General features: G+C 72.0%; 12 protein-coding genes. 8 read left to right on the top strand and 4 right to left on the bottom strand.

The annotated features are described in order from the left end of the window. From ACFXGI_RS24235 to hutH, 5 genes are all read left to right on the top strand, one after another. The coding region (locus ACFXGI_RS24235) for a biotin--[acetyl-CoA-carboxylase] ligase (protein WP_384710229.1) at window positions 1-791 on the top strand (791 nt) is incomplete at its 5' end. Between the two features lie 142 nt (window positions 792-933). Continuing rightward, window positions 934-2,118: an adenylate/guanylate cyclase domain-containing protein gene (locus ACFXGI_RS24240; protein ID WP_384710232.1), complete on the top strand. Its 1,185-nt coding sequence runs from the start codon at window positions 934-936 to the stop codon at window positions 2,116-2,118. Window positions 2,119-2,151: 33 nt separating this feature from the next. Next, a complete protein-coding gene (locus tag ACFXGI_RS24245) occupies window positions 2,152-2,934 on the top strand; it encodes an enoyl-CoA hydratase/isomerase family protein (protein WP_384710235.1) in 783 nt (260 codons plus the stop codon). 97 nt (window positions 2,935-3,031) lie between these two features. After that, window positions 3,032-4,147 (top strand): diguanylate cyclase domain-containing protein, encoded by a 1,116-nt coding sequence (locus ACFXGI_RS24250; RefSeq protein ID WP_384710238.1) that lies wholly within the window; start codon window positions 3,032-3,034, stop codon window positions 4,145-4,147. Window positions 4,148-4,229: 82 nt separating this feature from the next. Next, window positions 4,230-5,771, top strand: coding sequence for a histidine ammonia-lyase (gene hutH / locus ACFXGI_RS24255; protein ID WP_384710280.1), 1,542 nt, complete (start codon window positions 4,230-4,232; stop codon window positions 5,769-5,771). Between the two features lie 91 nt (window positions 5,772-5,862). Here hutH and ACFXGI_RS24260 read toward each other — a convergent pair whose 3' ends face one another. Then, on the bottom strand, window positions 5,863-6,261 hold the full coding sequence (locus ACFXGI_RS24260; protein WP_384710241.1) for a hypothetical protein: 399 nt from the start codon (window positions 6,259-6,261) through the stop codon (window positions 5,863-5,865). 173 nt (window positions 6,262-6,434) lie between these two features. Here ACFXGI_RS24260 and ACFXGI_RS24265 point away from each other — a divergent pair, with 173 nt between their 5' ends. Both ACFXGI_RS24265 and ACFXGI_RS24270 read left to right on the top strand, forming a co-directional pair. Continuing rightward, window positions 6,435-6,713 (top strand): hypothetical protein, encoded by a 279-nt coding sequence (locus ACFXGI_RS24265; RefSeq protein ID WP_234435540.1) that lies wholly within the window; start codon window positions 6,435-6,437, stop codon window positions 6,711-6,713. 147 nt (window positions 6,714-6,860) lie between these two features. Next, window positions 6,861-8,132, top strand: coding sequence for an Ig-like domain-containing protein (locus tag ACFXGI_RS24270; RefSeq protein ID WP_384710244.1), 1,272 nt, complete (start codon window positions 6,861-6,863; stop codon window positions 8,130-8,132). A gap of 109 nt (window positions 8,133-8,241) precedes the next feature. On the opposite strand, the gene ACFXGI_RS24275 is transcribed toward ACFXGI_RS24270, so the two are convergent. Next, entirely contained in the window at window positions 8,242-9,159 is a 918-nt protein-coding gene (locus tag ACFXGI_RS24275; protein ID WP_384710246.1) for a helix-turn-helix transcriptional regulator, read from the bottom strand. 163 nt (window positions 9,160-9,322) lie between these two features. On the opposite strand from ACFXGI_RS24275, the gene ACFXGI_RS24280 reads away from it, so the two are divergent. Beyond that, on the top strand, window positions 9,323-10,369 hold the full coding sequence (locus ACFXGI_RS24280; RefSeq protein ID WP_384710249.1) for an NAD(P)-dependent alcohol dehydrogenase: 1,047 nt from the start codon (window positions 9,323-9,325) through the stop codon (window positions 10,367-10,369). A 42-nt stretch (window positions 10,370-10,411) separates the two neighbouring features. On the opposite strand, the gene ACFXGI_RS24285 is transcribed toward ACFXGI_RS24280, so the two are convergent. Both ACFXGI_RS24285 and ACFXGI_RS24290 read right to left on the bottom strand, forming a co-directional pair. Continuing rightward, window positions 10,412-12,088 carry a tetratricopeptide repeat protein gene (locus tag ACFXGI_RS24285; protein ID WP_384710283.1) on the bottom strand — a complete coding sequence of 559 codons (1,677 nt, stop codon included), beginning with the start codon at window positions 12,086-12,088 and terminating at the stop codon, window positions 10,412-10,414. A gap of 24 nt (window positions 12,089-12,112) precedes the next feature. Further along, window positions 12,113-13,600, bottom strand: a complete 1,488-nt coding sequence (locus ACFXGI_RS24290) for a hypothetical protein (RefSeq protein ID WP_384710252.1) — start codon at window positions 13,598-13,600, stop codon at window positions 12,113-12,115. Between the last annotated feature and the right edge of the window lie 216 nt (window positions 13,601-13,816).

Raw genomic sequence — 13,816 nt, forward strand, 5'->3', positions numbered from 1 at the left:
CCGCGCTGGAGCGGGCCCTCGTCGCCGACGGGGGGCTGTGGAGCTCGGTCGAGGTGGTCGCCGCCACCGGGTCCACCAACACCGATCTCGCCGCCCGGGCCGGGCGGCTGCCCGAGGGGGCCGTCCTCGTCGCCGAGGAGCAGACCGCCGGGCGCGGGCGGCTCGACCGGAGCTGGGTCGCACCATCCCGGTCCGGGCTGTTCTTCTCCGTCCTGCTCAAGCCGGGCGAGTCCGTGCCGCAGGAGCGGTGGGGGTGGCTGACCCTGCTGGCCGGGGTGGCCGCCGCGAGCGGGCTGTCCCGGGCCGCCGGCGTGGACACGGCCCTCAAGTGGCCCAACGACCTGCTCGTCACCGTGAACGGCGAGGAGCGCAAGACCGGCGGCATCCTCGCCGAGCGGGTCGGCGACGGCGTGGTGATCGGGATCGGGCTCAACGTCACCCTCACCGAGGACGAGCTGCCGGTGCCGGAAGCCGGGTCGCTGATCCTGGCCAAGGCCGCCGTGACGGACCGGGAACCCCTGCTGAAGGCCGTACTGCGCGCCCTGGAGCAGTGGTACGGGGACTGGCGCGCGGCGGGCGGCGATCCGGCCGCCAGCGGGCTGCAGGAGGCGTACGCGGCGGACTGCGTGACCCTCGGCCGGCACGTACGGGCGGACCTGCCCGGCGGCCGCACGCTCACCGGAACGGCGGAAGCGGTCGACGCGGACGGGCGGCTCGTGATCCGTACGGCCGAGGACAAGCACGAGGCCGTGGGGGCCGGGGACGTGGTCCACCTGCGGTCGGTGCGGTAGCCGGCCCGCGGCGGTGGCCGCGGCTGCGGGGAGTGGGGAGTGAGCTACGGCACACCTGCCGTATGGTTTAGGCGATCCCGGTCCTCCCGGCGATCACCCGGTTCGGCAGGGCAGTGCGCACGGAATGGACAGGAGGCGGCCCTTGACCGTCGACGACCCTACGTCCGGCGCGTCCGCCTCCCGGACGGGCGGCTCCGGGCCGGCCGGCCCGGGCTCCACCGGTCCGGGCACCCCGATCGGACGCGACCAGCACACTCCCCACCACGAGGTCGACCACACGGCGCAGCCGACGGCGGACCCGCTCGCCATCCGGCTGGAACAGCTGATCCTGGGTGCGGAGCGCCGGTACACCCCGTTCCAGGCGGCCCGCAGCGCCGGGGTCTCGATGGAGCTCGCCTCCCGCTTCTGGCGGGCCATGGGCTTCGCGGACATCGGCCAGGCCAAGGCGCTGACGGAGGCCGACGTACTGGCGCTGCGGCGGCTCGCCGGCCTGGTCGAGGCCGGGCTGCTCAGCGAGCCGATGGCCGTGCAGGTGGCGCGGTCCACCGGGCAGACCACCGCCCGGCTGGCCGAATGGCAGATCGATTCCTTTCTGGAGGGCCTGACGGAGCCGCCGGAACCGGGAATGACCCGTACGGAGGTCACGTACCCGCTGGTCGAGCTGCTGCTTCCGGAGCTGGAGGAATTCCTCGTCTACGTGTGGCGCCGCCAGCTGGCGGCGGCCACCGGGCGCGTGGTGCAGGTGGCGGACGACGAGGAGATGGTCGACCGGCGGCTCGCGGTGGGCTTCGCGGACCTGGTCGGCTTCACCCGCCTGACGCGGCGGCTGGAGGAGGAGGAGCTCGGCGAGCTCGTCGAGTCCTTCGAGACGACCTCGGCGGACCTGGTGGCCGCGCACGGCGGCCGGCTGATCAAGACCCTGGGCGACGAGGTCCTGTACTGCGCCGACGACGCGGCCACGGCGGCGGAGATCGCGCTGCGGCTGATCGAGACGATGGAGGCGGACGCCCAGATGCCGGAGCTGCGCGTCGGCATGGCGTTCGGGACGGTGACGACCCGGATGGGCGACGTCTTCGGGACCACGGTGAACCTGGCCTCGCGGCTGACGTCGATAGCGCCGAAGGACGCGGTGCTGGTCGACGGGGCGATGGCGGAGGAGCTGGGCCGGACGGGCGCCGCGCCCGTCTCCGAGAAGGACGCCGAGGCGGAGGAGGGCGGCGGTGCGTACCGCTTCGCGCTCCAGCCGATGTGGCAGCGGCCGGTGCGCGGTCTGGGGGTCGTGGAGCCCTGGTCGCTGACGCGCCGGAAGCCTAAGATCCCCGGGTAACGTTCGTTAACCGGGAGGGTCGCGGTGGTCGCTGTGTCTGAGTTCGTGGCTGTGCGCCGTCATGAGGACGGGGTCGCGGAGCTGGTCCTGGACCGGCCGAAGGCGATGAACGCGGTGTCGACGGAGATGGCGCGGGCCATCGGCGACGCGTGCGCGCAGCTCGCGGCGGACGCCTCGGTACGGGTGGTCGTGCTGTCGTCGGCGGTGGAGCGGGCGTTCTGCGTCGGGGCCGACCTCAAGGAGCGCAACTCGCTCTCGGACGCGGAGCTGGTGCGGCAGCGGCCGACCACGCGGGGTGCGTACGGGGGCGTGCTGGAGCTGCCGATGCCCACGGTCGCGGCGGTCCACGGGTTCGCGCTGGGCGGCGGCTTCGAGCTGGCGCTGGCGTGTGACGTGATCGTGGCGGACGAGACGGCGGTGGTCGGCCTGCCGGAGGTCTCCGTGGGCGTGATCCCCGGCGGCGGCGGTACGCAGCTGCTGCCGCGGCGCGTGGGTGCGGCGCGGGCGGCGGAGCTGATCTTCACGGCGCGGCGGGTGGAGGCGGCGGAGGCGCTGTCGCTGGGCCTGGTCGACTCGGTGGTCCCGGCGGGCACGGACCGTGCCGAGGCGCTCGCGCTGGCCGCCCGTATGGCGGCGAACTCCCCGGTGGGCCTGCGGGCGGCGAAGCGCGCCCTGCGCCTGGGCCACGGGATGGACCTGACGGCGGGGCTGGAGATCGAGGACGCGGCCTGGCGCACGGTGGCCTTCTCGGGGGACCGGGCGGAGGGCGTGGCGGCGTTCAACGAGAAGCGCCGCCCGAACTGGCCGGGGCACTAGGCCGTGTCTTTCGGATCAGGGCCGGCCCTGATCGCGCGTCGAGGGTGTCGGGAGCCCGGGCCCCGACAAATCTGACGAAACTCCCTAACCTGGGGTGATGGGAGTCGACGGGCGGCTGCGAGCCGTCGTGGGCCTGGCGCAGGCCATGGCCGCCGCATGCGCACCGCGGGACAGCGTGCGGGCCGCCGCCCGTGGAGCCCGGCTCGCGATGGACGGCTCGTTCGCCGCGATCTCCGCCTGGGAGCGCGAGCGCGGCCGGCTCCGCGTACTCGTGAACGAGGGCGGGCGGCGGATGGGGGAAGAGGAGTTCCCGGAGGACGAGTCCTATCCCGTCCACGACTTTCCGGAGATCACCGAGTTCCTGCACGAGCGGTGGGTCGGGGGCGGCGGCCCGCACGCCTGGGTGGAAGCGGCCGGCGGCGGGCGCCCCGGGCGCCGCGGAGAGGCCCTGCGCCGCCGCGGCCGCGGGACCTGCGTCGTCGCGCCCATCGTGCTCAGCGGCCGCGCCTGGGGCGAGCTGTACGTGGCCCGCGACGCGGGCCTGCCGGACTTCGACGAGGACGACGCCGAGTTCGCGGCCGTCCTGGCGGCCGTCGTGGCGGCCGGCCTCGCGCAGAACGAGCGGCTGGAAGAGGCCCGCCGCCTCGCCTTCACCGATCCGCTGACCGGCCTCGCCAACCGCCGCGCCGTCGACATGCGGCTCGACGAGGCCCTGGAGGAGCACCGGCGCGCCGCCACCGTGGTCAGCCTCGTCGTCTGCGACCTGAACGGGCTCAAGAAGGTCAACGACACCCTCGGCCACGCCATGGGCGACCGGCTGCTGGAGCGGTTCGGGTCGGTGCTCAGCCTCTGCGGGGCCATGCTGCCCGGAGCGCTCGTCGCCCGGCTCGGCGGCGACGAGTTCTGCCTGGTCAGCGTCGGGCCCCCGGCCGACGAGGTGGTGCGGGTCACCGAGGAGCTGTGCCTGCGCGCCGCCGAGCTGGAGCTGGGGGAGGGCGTGGCCTGCGGGGTCGCGTCCACCGGGGACCCGATCGGGCCCGTGAAGTCCTCCCGCCGACTGTTCCGGCTGGCCGACGCCGCCCAGTACAAGGCCAAGGCCGCCCGCTCCCCGAAGCCCGTCGTCGCCGGCCGCGACACCGCCGTCGTCCGCATGGCCGACGCCGCCCAGCAGGAGGCGGCCGGCGAGCGCCGCCGCTTCCGCGGCCGGGCGTGAGCCGTGCGGGCGACGTAAGGGGCGCCCGTGAAACTCGCTAGTGACATGAAGCGATTCAGTCCGTAGGGTGCTGAATATGGATATGCACACTGTCGTGGTGGGGACGTCCGGGACCACCGCCGAGGACGTCATCGCCGTCGCCCGCGGCAACGCGCGGATCGAGCTGTCCGGCGAGGCGCTCGACGCCCTCGCCCGCGCCCGCGAGATCGTCGACGCCCTCGCCGCCAAGCCCGAACCCGTCTACGGGGTGTCCACCGGCTTCGGCGCCCTCGCCTCCCGGCACATCAGCCCCGAGCTGCGCGCCCAGCTCCAGCGCAACATCGTCCGCTCGCACGCTGCCGGCATGGGCCCGCGCGTCGAGCGGGAGGTCGTCCGCGCCCTGATGTTCCTGCGCCTGAAGACCGTCGCCTCCGGCCACACCGGCGTCCGGCCGTCCGTCGCGCAGACGATGGCCGACGGACTCAACGCGGGCATCACGCCCGTCGTCCACGAGTACGGCTCGCTCGGCTGCTCCGGCGACCTCGCACCGCTCTCGCACTGCGCGCTCGCCCTGATGGGCGAAGGCGACGCCGAGGGTCCGGACGGGGTCGTGCGCCCCGCCGGCGAGCTGCTCGCCGAGGCCGGGATCCAGCCCGTCGAGCTCAAGGAGAAGGAGGGCCTCGCCCTCCTCAACGGCACCGACGGCATGCTCGGCATGCTGGTCATGGCCCTCGCCGACCTCGACAAGCTCTACAAGTCCGCCGACATCACCGCCGCGCTGACCCTCGAGGCGCTGCTCGGCACCGAGAAGGTGCTCGCGCCCGAGCTGCACGCCATCCGCCCGCACCCGGGCCAGGGCGCCTCCGCCGCGAACATGGCCGCCGTCCTGCAGGGCTCCGGGCTCACCGGGCACTTCCAGGAGGAGTCCGCCCCGCGCGTGCAGGACGCCTACTCGGTGCGCTGCGCCCCGCAGGTCGCCGGCGCGGGCCGCGACACCATGGCGCACGCCGCCCTCGTGGCCTCGCGCGAGCTGGCCTCCGCCGTCGACAACCCGGTGGTGCTGCCCGACGGGCGCGTGGAGTCCAACGGCAACTTCCACGGCGCGCCGGTCGCGTACGTCCTGGACTTCCTGGCGATCGCGGCGGCCGACCTCGGCTCCATCGCGGAGCGCCGCACCGACCGGCTGCTCGACAAGAACCGCTCGCACGGCCTGCCGCCGTTCCTGGCGGACGACGCCGGCGTCGACTCCGGCCTGATGATCGCCCAGTACACGCAGGCCGCCCTGGTCAGCGAGATGAAGCGGCTGGCCGTGCCGGCCTCCGCCGACTCGATCCCGTCCTCCGCCATGCAGGAGGACCACGTCTCGATGGGCTGGTCGGCCGCGCGCAAGCTCCGTACCGCCGTCGACAACCTGACCCGGATCATCGCGATCGAGATGTACGCGGCCACCCGCGCCATCGAGCTGCGGCACGGGCTCACCCCGGCCCCGGCGAGCCGGGCGGCCATCGCGGCGGCCCGGGCGGCCGGTGTCGAGGGTCCCGGGCCGGATCGTTTCCTCGCCCCCGACCTGGCCGCGGCCGACGCGTTCGTCCGCAGCGGCGGTCTGGTCGCGGCGGTGGAGCCGGTGACGGGCCCGCTCGCCTAGCCGTACGGCCGCCGCTTCGCGCAGGTGCCGTGAAGGGCCGCTCCCGGGAGGTCTCCGGGGGCGGCCCTTCGGCGTGTGCTCGTACGGGGCGCTACGCGCGCGAGCGGCGTACGGAGTAGGTGACGAACCCGGCCCCGAGGCCCAGGCAGAGCGTTCCGCCCAGCAGGTACGGGGTGGTGTCGATGCCGCCGGTGTCGGCGAGCCCCAGCGGAACCTGGCCGGCGCTCTGCGCGGTGTCGCCGGAAGCGCCGGAGGAGCCCGTTACCAGTGTGGTGACCGACCCGGTACCCGCGGTGTTCGCGGACTCCGGCGCGGCGGAATCGGAACCGGAACCAGAACCGGAATCCGGGGAATCGGCGGAACCGGAGGACGTGGAGGATCCGGACCCCGCGGACCCCGGTGCGGTGGCGTTCGCCGAGGGTACGAACCAGAGGGCGGCGAGGAGGCTGGTCGCCCCGAGAGCGGTGAGCAGCGGTCGACGTGCGGACACGGTGCGATCCCCCTTGCGGACGCAGCGAATTGGCCGTGTGCGGTGATGCTACGGACAAGGGCGGGTCGTGGGAAAGTCGGGGCTGCCGCGGGATTACGCTCCGTCGTATGAACCCTTCTGACACATCACGATACGTCCGTCTTCGTGTGGATTTGGTGCTGGAGGTGCCTGACGTGGAGGCACTTACCGGCGCCGCGCTCGCGCACATCGAAGCCGACGAGTTCATGCCGGACGAGGAGCGCGGCCACGCCGAATCGGCGGTACGGGAAGACGAATCGGAGGCCCTCGCGTACCTCGTCGACCCCACTGACCTGGTCGCGGACATCCCCGGAGTGGAGCTGGCGCAGGCCTCCTGGAGCAGCGAGCCCGTCGAATACGACCCCGAGTCGATGGAGTGGGACCTGGGCGAGGAAGATGGGGAGTACGACGAAGAGACGACCGACAACGCCTGACCGTGTGGTTGCCCACATTCAAACGGGATGTGGAACCGATCCGGGCCTTCAACGCGTTGACTGGTGCGAGGCAGGGGGCGTGTCTCCCTGCCTTGATCGGCGCACGACCCGGCGGTGACCGGGGGAAGCTCGGGGGTTCTGGCAACGATGGAGTGGCGTGTGAGGACGGACAAGAAGCGGCGGAGAAGGTCCCTGGTGGCCCTTTCCGCCGTACTCGGTGGCGTGCTGGTGCTCTCGGCCTGCGGCGGTGGTGACGACGGCAAGGCCAAGGGTGGGGACTCGAGCAGCAAGTCCCAGTCGGACGTGGACGCGGCCGCGGCCAAGGACGCCTCCAAGGCCAAGATCACGATCACGCCGAAGGACGGCGCGACCAATGTCGGTCTGAACGACGCGGCCAACGTAGCCGTCGCCGACGGCACCCTCACGGCGGTCGAGCTGAAGACCTCCGAGGGCGCGGCCGTGGCCGGCAAGATAGCCGCCGACGGCAAGAGCTGGAAGCCGGACGCCGCGCTGAAGCGCTCCACGAAGTACGCCCTGGCGGCCACCGCCAAGGACGAGGCCGGCAAGGAGGCGCACGAGAACGCGTCCTTCACCACCGTCTCCCCGGAGAACAGCTTCGTCGGCTCGTTCATACCGGATGACGGCCAGACCGTAGGCGTGGGCATGCCGGTCTCGATCACCTTCAGCAAGGCGATCAAGGACCAGAAGGCGGTCCAGGCGGCGATCACCGTCACCTCCAGCAGCGGCCAGGAGGTCGTCGGGCACTGGTTCAGCGCCCAGCGCCTGGACTTCCGCCCCGAGCAGTACTGGCAGGCCGGCTCCACCGTCACGCTGAAGCTGGCGCTCGAAGGGGTGCAGGGCGCCCCCGGCGTCCAGGGCGTGCAGAACCGGACCGCCACCTTCAAGATCGGCCGCAGCCAGGTCTCGACCGTCGACGCGAAGACGAAGAAGATGACCGTCACCCGGGACGGCGCGGTCCTCAAGACCATCCCGATCTCGGCGGGCTCTCCGGAGAACCCGACGTACAACGGCCAGATGGTGATCTCCGAGAAGTTCAAGGAGACCCGGATGGACGGTTCCACCGTCGGCTTCAAGAACAGCGAGGGCAAGGGCGAGTACGACATCAAGGACGTCCCGCACGCGATGCGGCTGTCCCAGTCGGGCACGTTCATCCACGGCAACTACTGGGGACCGGACTCGGTCTTCGGCAGCGCGAACACGAGCCACGGCTGCGTCGGTCTGAACGACGCCCAGGGCGCGAACGACCCGAACCAGCCCGCGGCCTGGTTCTACGACAACTCGCTCATCGGTGATGTGGTCACGGTGGTCAACTCGCCGGACAAGACCATCAAGCCGGAGAACGGCCTCAACGGCTGGAACATGAGCTGGGCGGACTGGAAGGCCGGCACGGCCTCCTGACCCCCGGTCCCGACCGAACGGTTTGGACCGACCCCCGCTGATGGCGGGGAGCCCCCCGGAAACGGTTGAGGCTCCCCGCCATCGGCCGTTCCGGGGACCGGCGCGGCTCTCAGGCCGTGGCCCCGTCGGAGGACGGAGCCGACGGGGCCGGCGGCGCGAAAGGGGCCGGCGGCGCGGCGGGCGCCGACCAGGAGGCCAGCATCCGCAGGGCGTCCTGCGAGGGGGAGCCAGGCTCCGCGTGGTAGGTGACCAGGACCTGGGCCGAGTCGCCCGGCAGGGCCAGCGTCTCGAAGGACAGGGACAGTTCGCCGACCAGGGGGTGCCGCAGCGTCTTCACCCCGTGCGTCTTGTTGTCCGCGAGCGTGTGCGCCGCCCACAGCCGGCGGAATTCCTCGTTCTTCACCGACAGCTCACCGACCAGCGCCGACAGCTGCTCGTCGTCCGGGTGCTCGCCCGCGTACATGCGCAGACCGCTCACGACCCGGCAGGCCAGGCAGTCCCACTCCGCATAGAGCTCGGCCGCCGCCGGGTCCAGGAACACCAGCCGCACCAGGTTCCGCTCCTGGGGCGGCAGCAGGCCGAAGTCCCCGAACACCGCCGCGGCCAGCCGGTTCCACCCGATGACGTCCTGCCGCCGCCCGAGGAGGTACGCCGGTACGCCGTCCATCGCGTCCATCAGCGTCCGCAGCTCCGGGCGCACGTGCTCCGCCCGGTACTGCCTCGCGCGCTGTCTGCGGGGCCTGGGGCGGGCCAGGTGGGTCAGATGGGCCGTCTCGGTGCCGTCCAGGCGCAGCGCGCGGGCGATCGCGTCGAGCACCTCCACGGACACGTTCTGCCCGTGGCCCTGTTCGAGCCGCGTGTAGTACGCCACCGAGACGCCCGCCAGCTGCGCCAACTCCTCGCGGCGCAGGCCGGGTACGCGCCGGTGGCGCCCGTGGTCCGGCAGGCCGACGTCCGAGGGGTGCAGCCGCGCACGGCGGGAGCGGAGGAACTCGCCCAGTTCGGCACGCTGATCAAGCTGGTCCATGACGCCAGTATCCCCGGGCGGCCGGGGAGCCGGGGCCGTGTTCCTGACCCCGCCAGGGGTAGGACCGCCGGTCCTAGGCAGGACAGGGGCGTGGCTGCCGGCGGCCGCTCCGGGGATCGTTCGGTGCACGCAGACCGCCAGCAGCGTTCGAGGAGTCCCCACCATGTCCGTCACCCAGGCCGCCGCCTACGCCGCCCCCGCCGCGAAGGCCCCGCTGGAGCGCATCACCGTGCCGCGCCGTCCCGTCGGCGAGCACGACGTCCTCATCGAGATCAAGTACGCGGGCATCTGCCACTCCGACATCCACCAGGTCCGCGACGGCTGGGGCGAGGGCATCTACCCGATGGTCCCGGGGCACGAGATCGCCGGTGTCGTCGCCGAAGCCGGTCCGGGTGTCACGAAGTTCGCGGTCGGCGACCACGTCGGCGTCGGCTGCTTCGTCGATTCCTGCCGGGAGTGCGAGTACTGCCTGCGCGGGCAGGAGCAGTACTGCATCGAGGGCATGACCGGCACGTACAACGCCCGGGACAAGGCGGGCGAGCCCACGTACGGCGGCTACTCGACGCACCTCGTCGTCGACGAGAGCTACACCGTCCGCATCCCCGACGGCCTGTCCCTCGACGTGGCGGCCCCGCTGCTGTGCGCCGGGATCACGCTGTACTCCCCACTGAAGCACTGGCAGGCGGGTCCCGGGAAGAAGGTCGCGATCGTCGGCCTCGGCGGGCTCGGGCACATGGGCGTGAAGATCGCGGCGGCCCTCGGGGCGGAGGTGACCGTCCTGTCGCAGTCGCTGCGCAAGCAGGAGGACGGCCTGCGGCTGGGCGCCTCGCACTACTACGCCACGAGCGACGCGGCCACCTTCGAGGAGCTGGCAGGCAGCTTCGACCTGGTCGTCTCGACGGTCTCGGCCCCGCTCGGCCTCGACGCGTACCTCGGCCTGCTGAAGGTCGACGGCGCGCTGGTGAACGTGGGCGCCCCGGAGGAGCCGGTCGAGCTGAACCTGTTCTCGGTCATCCAGGGCCGCAAGACCCTGGCCGGCTCGATGATCGGCGGCATCGCCGAGACCCAGGAGATGCTGGACTTCTGCGCCGGGCACGGCCTGGGCTCGGAGATCGAACTGATCCCCGCGTCCGAGATCAACGCCGCCTACGACCGGGTCCTGTCCAGCGACGTCCGCTACCGCTTCGTCATCGACGCCTCGACGATCTGACCGGCCCGGCCCCCGGGGTGGACCCGCCGGCCGGCCGCAAGGCTAGCCGGGCGATCGGAGGACGGCGATCAGGACGCGCAGGCGCTGGCGCAGTCCCCGCTGCCAGCCGTTGTAGAGCTGCGTGTAGGAGGCGAGTGCCAGGACCTTCTGCACCGAGTACTGAGCGCCGACGCCCAGCATGTTCCGTGCCACCGCGCGCTTGATCCGGACCCTGGACGGCGAATACTTCTCCGCGAGGAGCACCATGACGCGTTCCAGGATCTCGCGTGCTTCCTCTTCCGTGTCACCGTGCCAGGCGCCCAGGGCGGCAAGGCTGATCCATGCCAGGTATCCGCAGTCCTCGTCACCGACCTCCAGGGCGATGGTGAGACTCCTTTCGAAGAGCCGGATCGCCTCCTGCTGGTTCGACTCCTCGTGCACGTCCCTGCGCAGTGTGAGGACCGCCAGGTCTCTGAGGGCATGGACCTCGGGCAGGCCGCCCGCGGTGCCCACGAGCAGCTCCACGGCCCTCGCGTAGTGGGCTGCGGCTTCCTCCCCGCCACGAGTGCGCAACGCGGCATCACCGAGCAGGACCAGAAGGGTCGCCTGGTCCTGGCGGTTCCCCAGTTCCTCCTGGATGCGCAGGGCCTTCGCGAAATGCGCCTCCGCGTCCGCGAAGCGGCGTTCCTCCATGGCGAGGTGGCCGCGGCACTTCAGTGTCGCGGCTTCGCCGTCGCGATCGCCGAGGTGCTCCATGATGTCGAGTTCGTCGCGGAACAGGGTGTCCGCCGTGTCGCCCAGGTGCCTGCGCGCCGCTTGATGGGCTCGGGCGTGCAGGACGCGTGAGCGCAGGACCGGATCCTCATGGGCGTCGGCCAGCGCCGTGGCCTGTGTCAGGAGCCGCTCCTCCGCGTCGGCTTTCCCGTCGAACCGTGCGAGCTTCGCCAAGTCGACGAGGCTGAGCGGCTCGTTCGCCGGATCTCCCTGGGACCTGCTGATGCCGACCGATCGCCGCAGGAGCAGCTCGGCCTCCCGCAGGCGGTCCGTTTCGATCAGCAGGCCGGCCAGGTTGTGCAGGATCACCGCCTCTCCGTAGTCGTCGGACGCCGTCCGGCATTCCGCCAGGAGGGTGCGGTAGTGCGCCTCCGCGTCTTCGTTCCGGCCGCTCCTGCGCAGGAGCGTGCACAGGCGGTTGAGCGCGTCGGTCGCGGCGCGGGAGTTGTCCGCCTGCTTGAAGAGCTCCGCCGCTTCCCGGTAGAGGGATTCGGCCTCGCCCCCGTGCTCGGGCGACTCCGCCAGCATGATCGCCAGCGACTTCATCGTCCTGGCCACGCCGACGTCGTCCCCGATGGCGCGCTGTTCTTCCAGCGCCTGACGGTAGAGGCCCTCCGCCCACTCGGACGTCCCGTCCATCGTGTGGCTCAGATCCGCCCTGCGCCGCAGGGCGTCCGCGGCACAGACGTGGTCGCCCACCGCCAGCAGGAGCGCCCGGGCCTCCTCGAACATGCGCACCGCCGCATCGGGGTCGGACGCGGTCCTGAGCCTGGCCAGGGTCCGCAGCAGGTGCCCGGTGGGCTTCTTCCTCCCCAGCGACCGGTTGATGCGCAGCGCCCGCTCGTACAGCTCCACCGCCTCGCCGGATCCGTCCTTCTCGGCGACCTGACCCAGCAGTTTCAGTGCTTCGGCCTGCCCCTTCTCGTTGCCCGAACCGTGAAAGCCGTCGTAGGCCCGGCGCAGCAGCGATTCGGCGTCGTCGTCGCGATCCTAGTCGAGGGCGATGCTGCCGCCCGTGAGCGCCGCCGAGGCGGCCATGGCCGGGAAGTGGCGGAAGGTGTGCGGTGCCTGCTCCGGGGCGGTGACGATCTCGACGAGCCGGACCACCTCGTCCGTGTCGCCGATGCGCTCCAGCTCGCGCCGGCGCTGCCGCCATGCGTCCACGCAGGTGGGGTCGCCCGTGGCGAACCGGTGGTAGGCCTCGTCCAGAAAGCTGTCCCGTGCGGCGAAGTACGCGGCCGCGTGCTCGTGCAACGCCCTCCGGTTGGAAGGTTCTTCGCGGTCGAGGTAGGTGAGGACGGCCAGCCGCACGAGATCGTGCATGCGCCGCTCCGGACGGCCCCGGGGCTCTTGGACCAGGCGCATGAAGGAGTAGCCGCACAGCGTTTCGTACCACTCCGGCGACAGCTGCGTCTCTTCGAGGAGGATGCCCACTGCCTCTTTGGTGACACTGCGCAGGGTGGCCGCGGCCATCACCACGCGGCGCTGCTCCCGCGGCAGGCGCCGCATGAACTGGTTGGGCAGCCATTCGTGGGCCGCCCTTCCGGCGGCGGCCTCGGCCAGCCACTGGGGTGTGACGGCCTCGTCGGCGTCGCGGCCGTGTCTGGCGAGCTCGGCCACGAGGGCGGTCCAGACCGGCACTCCCCGGCACACCGTGTGCACGGGACGGCTCAGCCTCTGGGCGTCCAGGCCGCAGGAATCGAGGTACTGGGAGGTGTGCTCCAGCGTCCACTCGACCAGTTCGACGCGTTCCGCGACGATGTGGGCGGGCAGGTACTCCACCGGTTCGCGTCCGGCCAGTACCACCCTCAGTCCGCGTGCCTCGTCCAGGAGCCTGGGGAGCAGCGCACTGGCGAACCACTGGCCGACACCCCCCTGTCGGTCGCCGTGTTCGGAGGATCCGGCGGTGGCGTCGGTGAGGAGGCGCAGGCGCTCACTCGTGTCCAGCATGAGCACGCAGCGACGGCGGCGCAGGCCGCGAGCCAGCCGGCACAGCTCGTCGGTGAGGACGTCACGGTCGACGGACCCCCTGGCCTGCCGGGCGTCCACGTGGACGGAGGTTCCGGAGACGGAGCTGCTGTCGCTCGCCTGTACGTGCGTGTTGACGTAGGTCGGCGTCGCGGCCGACGCGGCGCGCACGCGTGATCGGAACCTCGCGTAGCGGCGGCGTGCGAGAAGGGGGTGCGCGGACCAGTTCGCGAGGACGCGGGCGATGCTGTCCACCAGCACGGTCGCCAGGTCCCGCCCCAGCTCCCCGGACTGCGGGTCCACGGCGAGCAGTTGGTCGAGGTCGATCAGTTCGCAGCGGCGCGATCCGGTCGGGCTCTCGCGGATGTGCCGCAGCAGGGACGACTTCCCCTGCCCCGAAACACCCCAGTACACGAGAGTCCTGGCCGGTGAAGCGGTGGCGGACATGAGGCGGTCGAATGCCGCCAGCGGCTCCTCGCGGTCGGTGAACAGTCCTTCATCAGCACGCATCCGCCCTCCCCAAATCCAGCAACCGGCATCACGGTACGGAGGATTGGCGCCACGTAGGCCAGAAGCAGCATCATAGTCAGGCGACTTGTCGGACTGTCCGCGAAATCATGACTCGGGGGTCGGGCCTTGACCCCGAATCCTGAACACGATTTATGCGGCTGATGCCAGGGTAGTTGGTGGTGCTTCGAGTGCGGCTTCGTAGGTGATGGGGCTGCG

This window comes from Streptomyces sp. NPDC059355 (assembly GCF_042752335.1).
GTDB lineage: Bacteria > Actinomycetota > Actinomycetes > Streptomycetales > Streptomycetaceae > Streptomyces.

Bases quoted from the DNA above. Each gene is read 5' to 3' on its own strand.
- ACFXGI_RS24290 (WP_384710252.1), bottom strand. From the start codon at position 13,600: ATGCGTGCTGATGAAGGACTGTTCACCGACCGCGAGGAGCCGCTGGCG.
- ACFXGI_RS24270 (WP_384710244.1), top strand. From the start codon at position 6,861: ATGGAGTGGCGTGTGAGGACGGACAAGAAGCGGCGGAGAAGGTCCCTG.
- ACFXGI_RS24275 (WP_384710246.1), bottom strand. From the start codon at position 9,159: ATGGACCAGCTTGATCAGCGTGCCGAACTGGGCGAGTTCCTCCGCTCC.
- ACFXGI_RS24280 (WP_384710249.1), top strand. From the start codon at position 9,323: ATGTCCGTCACCCAGGCCGCCGCCTACGCCGCCCCCGCCGCGAAGGCC.
- hutH (WP_384710280.1), top strand. From the start codon at position 4,230: ATGCACACTGTCGTGGTGGGGACGTCCGGGACCACCGCCGAGGACGTC.
- ACFXGI_RS24250 (WP_384710238.1), top strand. From the start codon at position 3,032: ATGGGAGTCGACGGGCGGCTGCGAGCCGTCGTGGGCCTGGCGCAGGCC.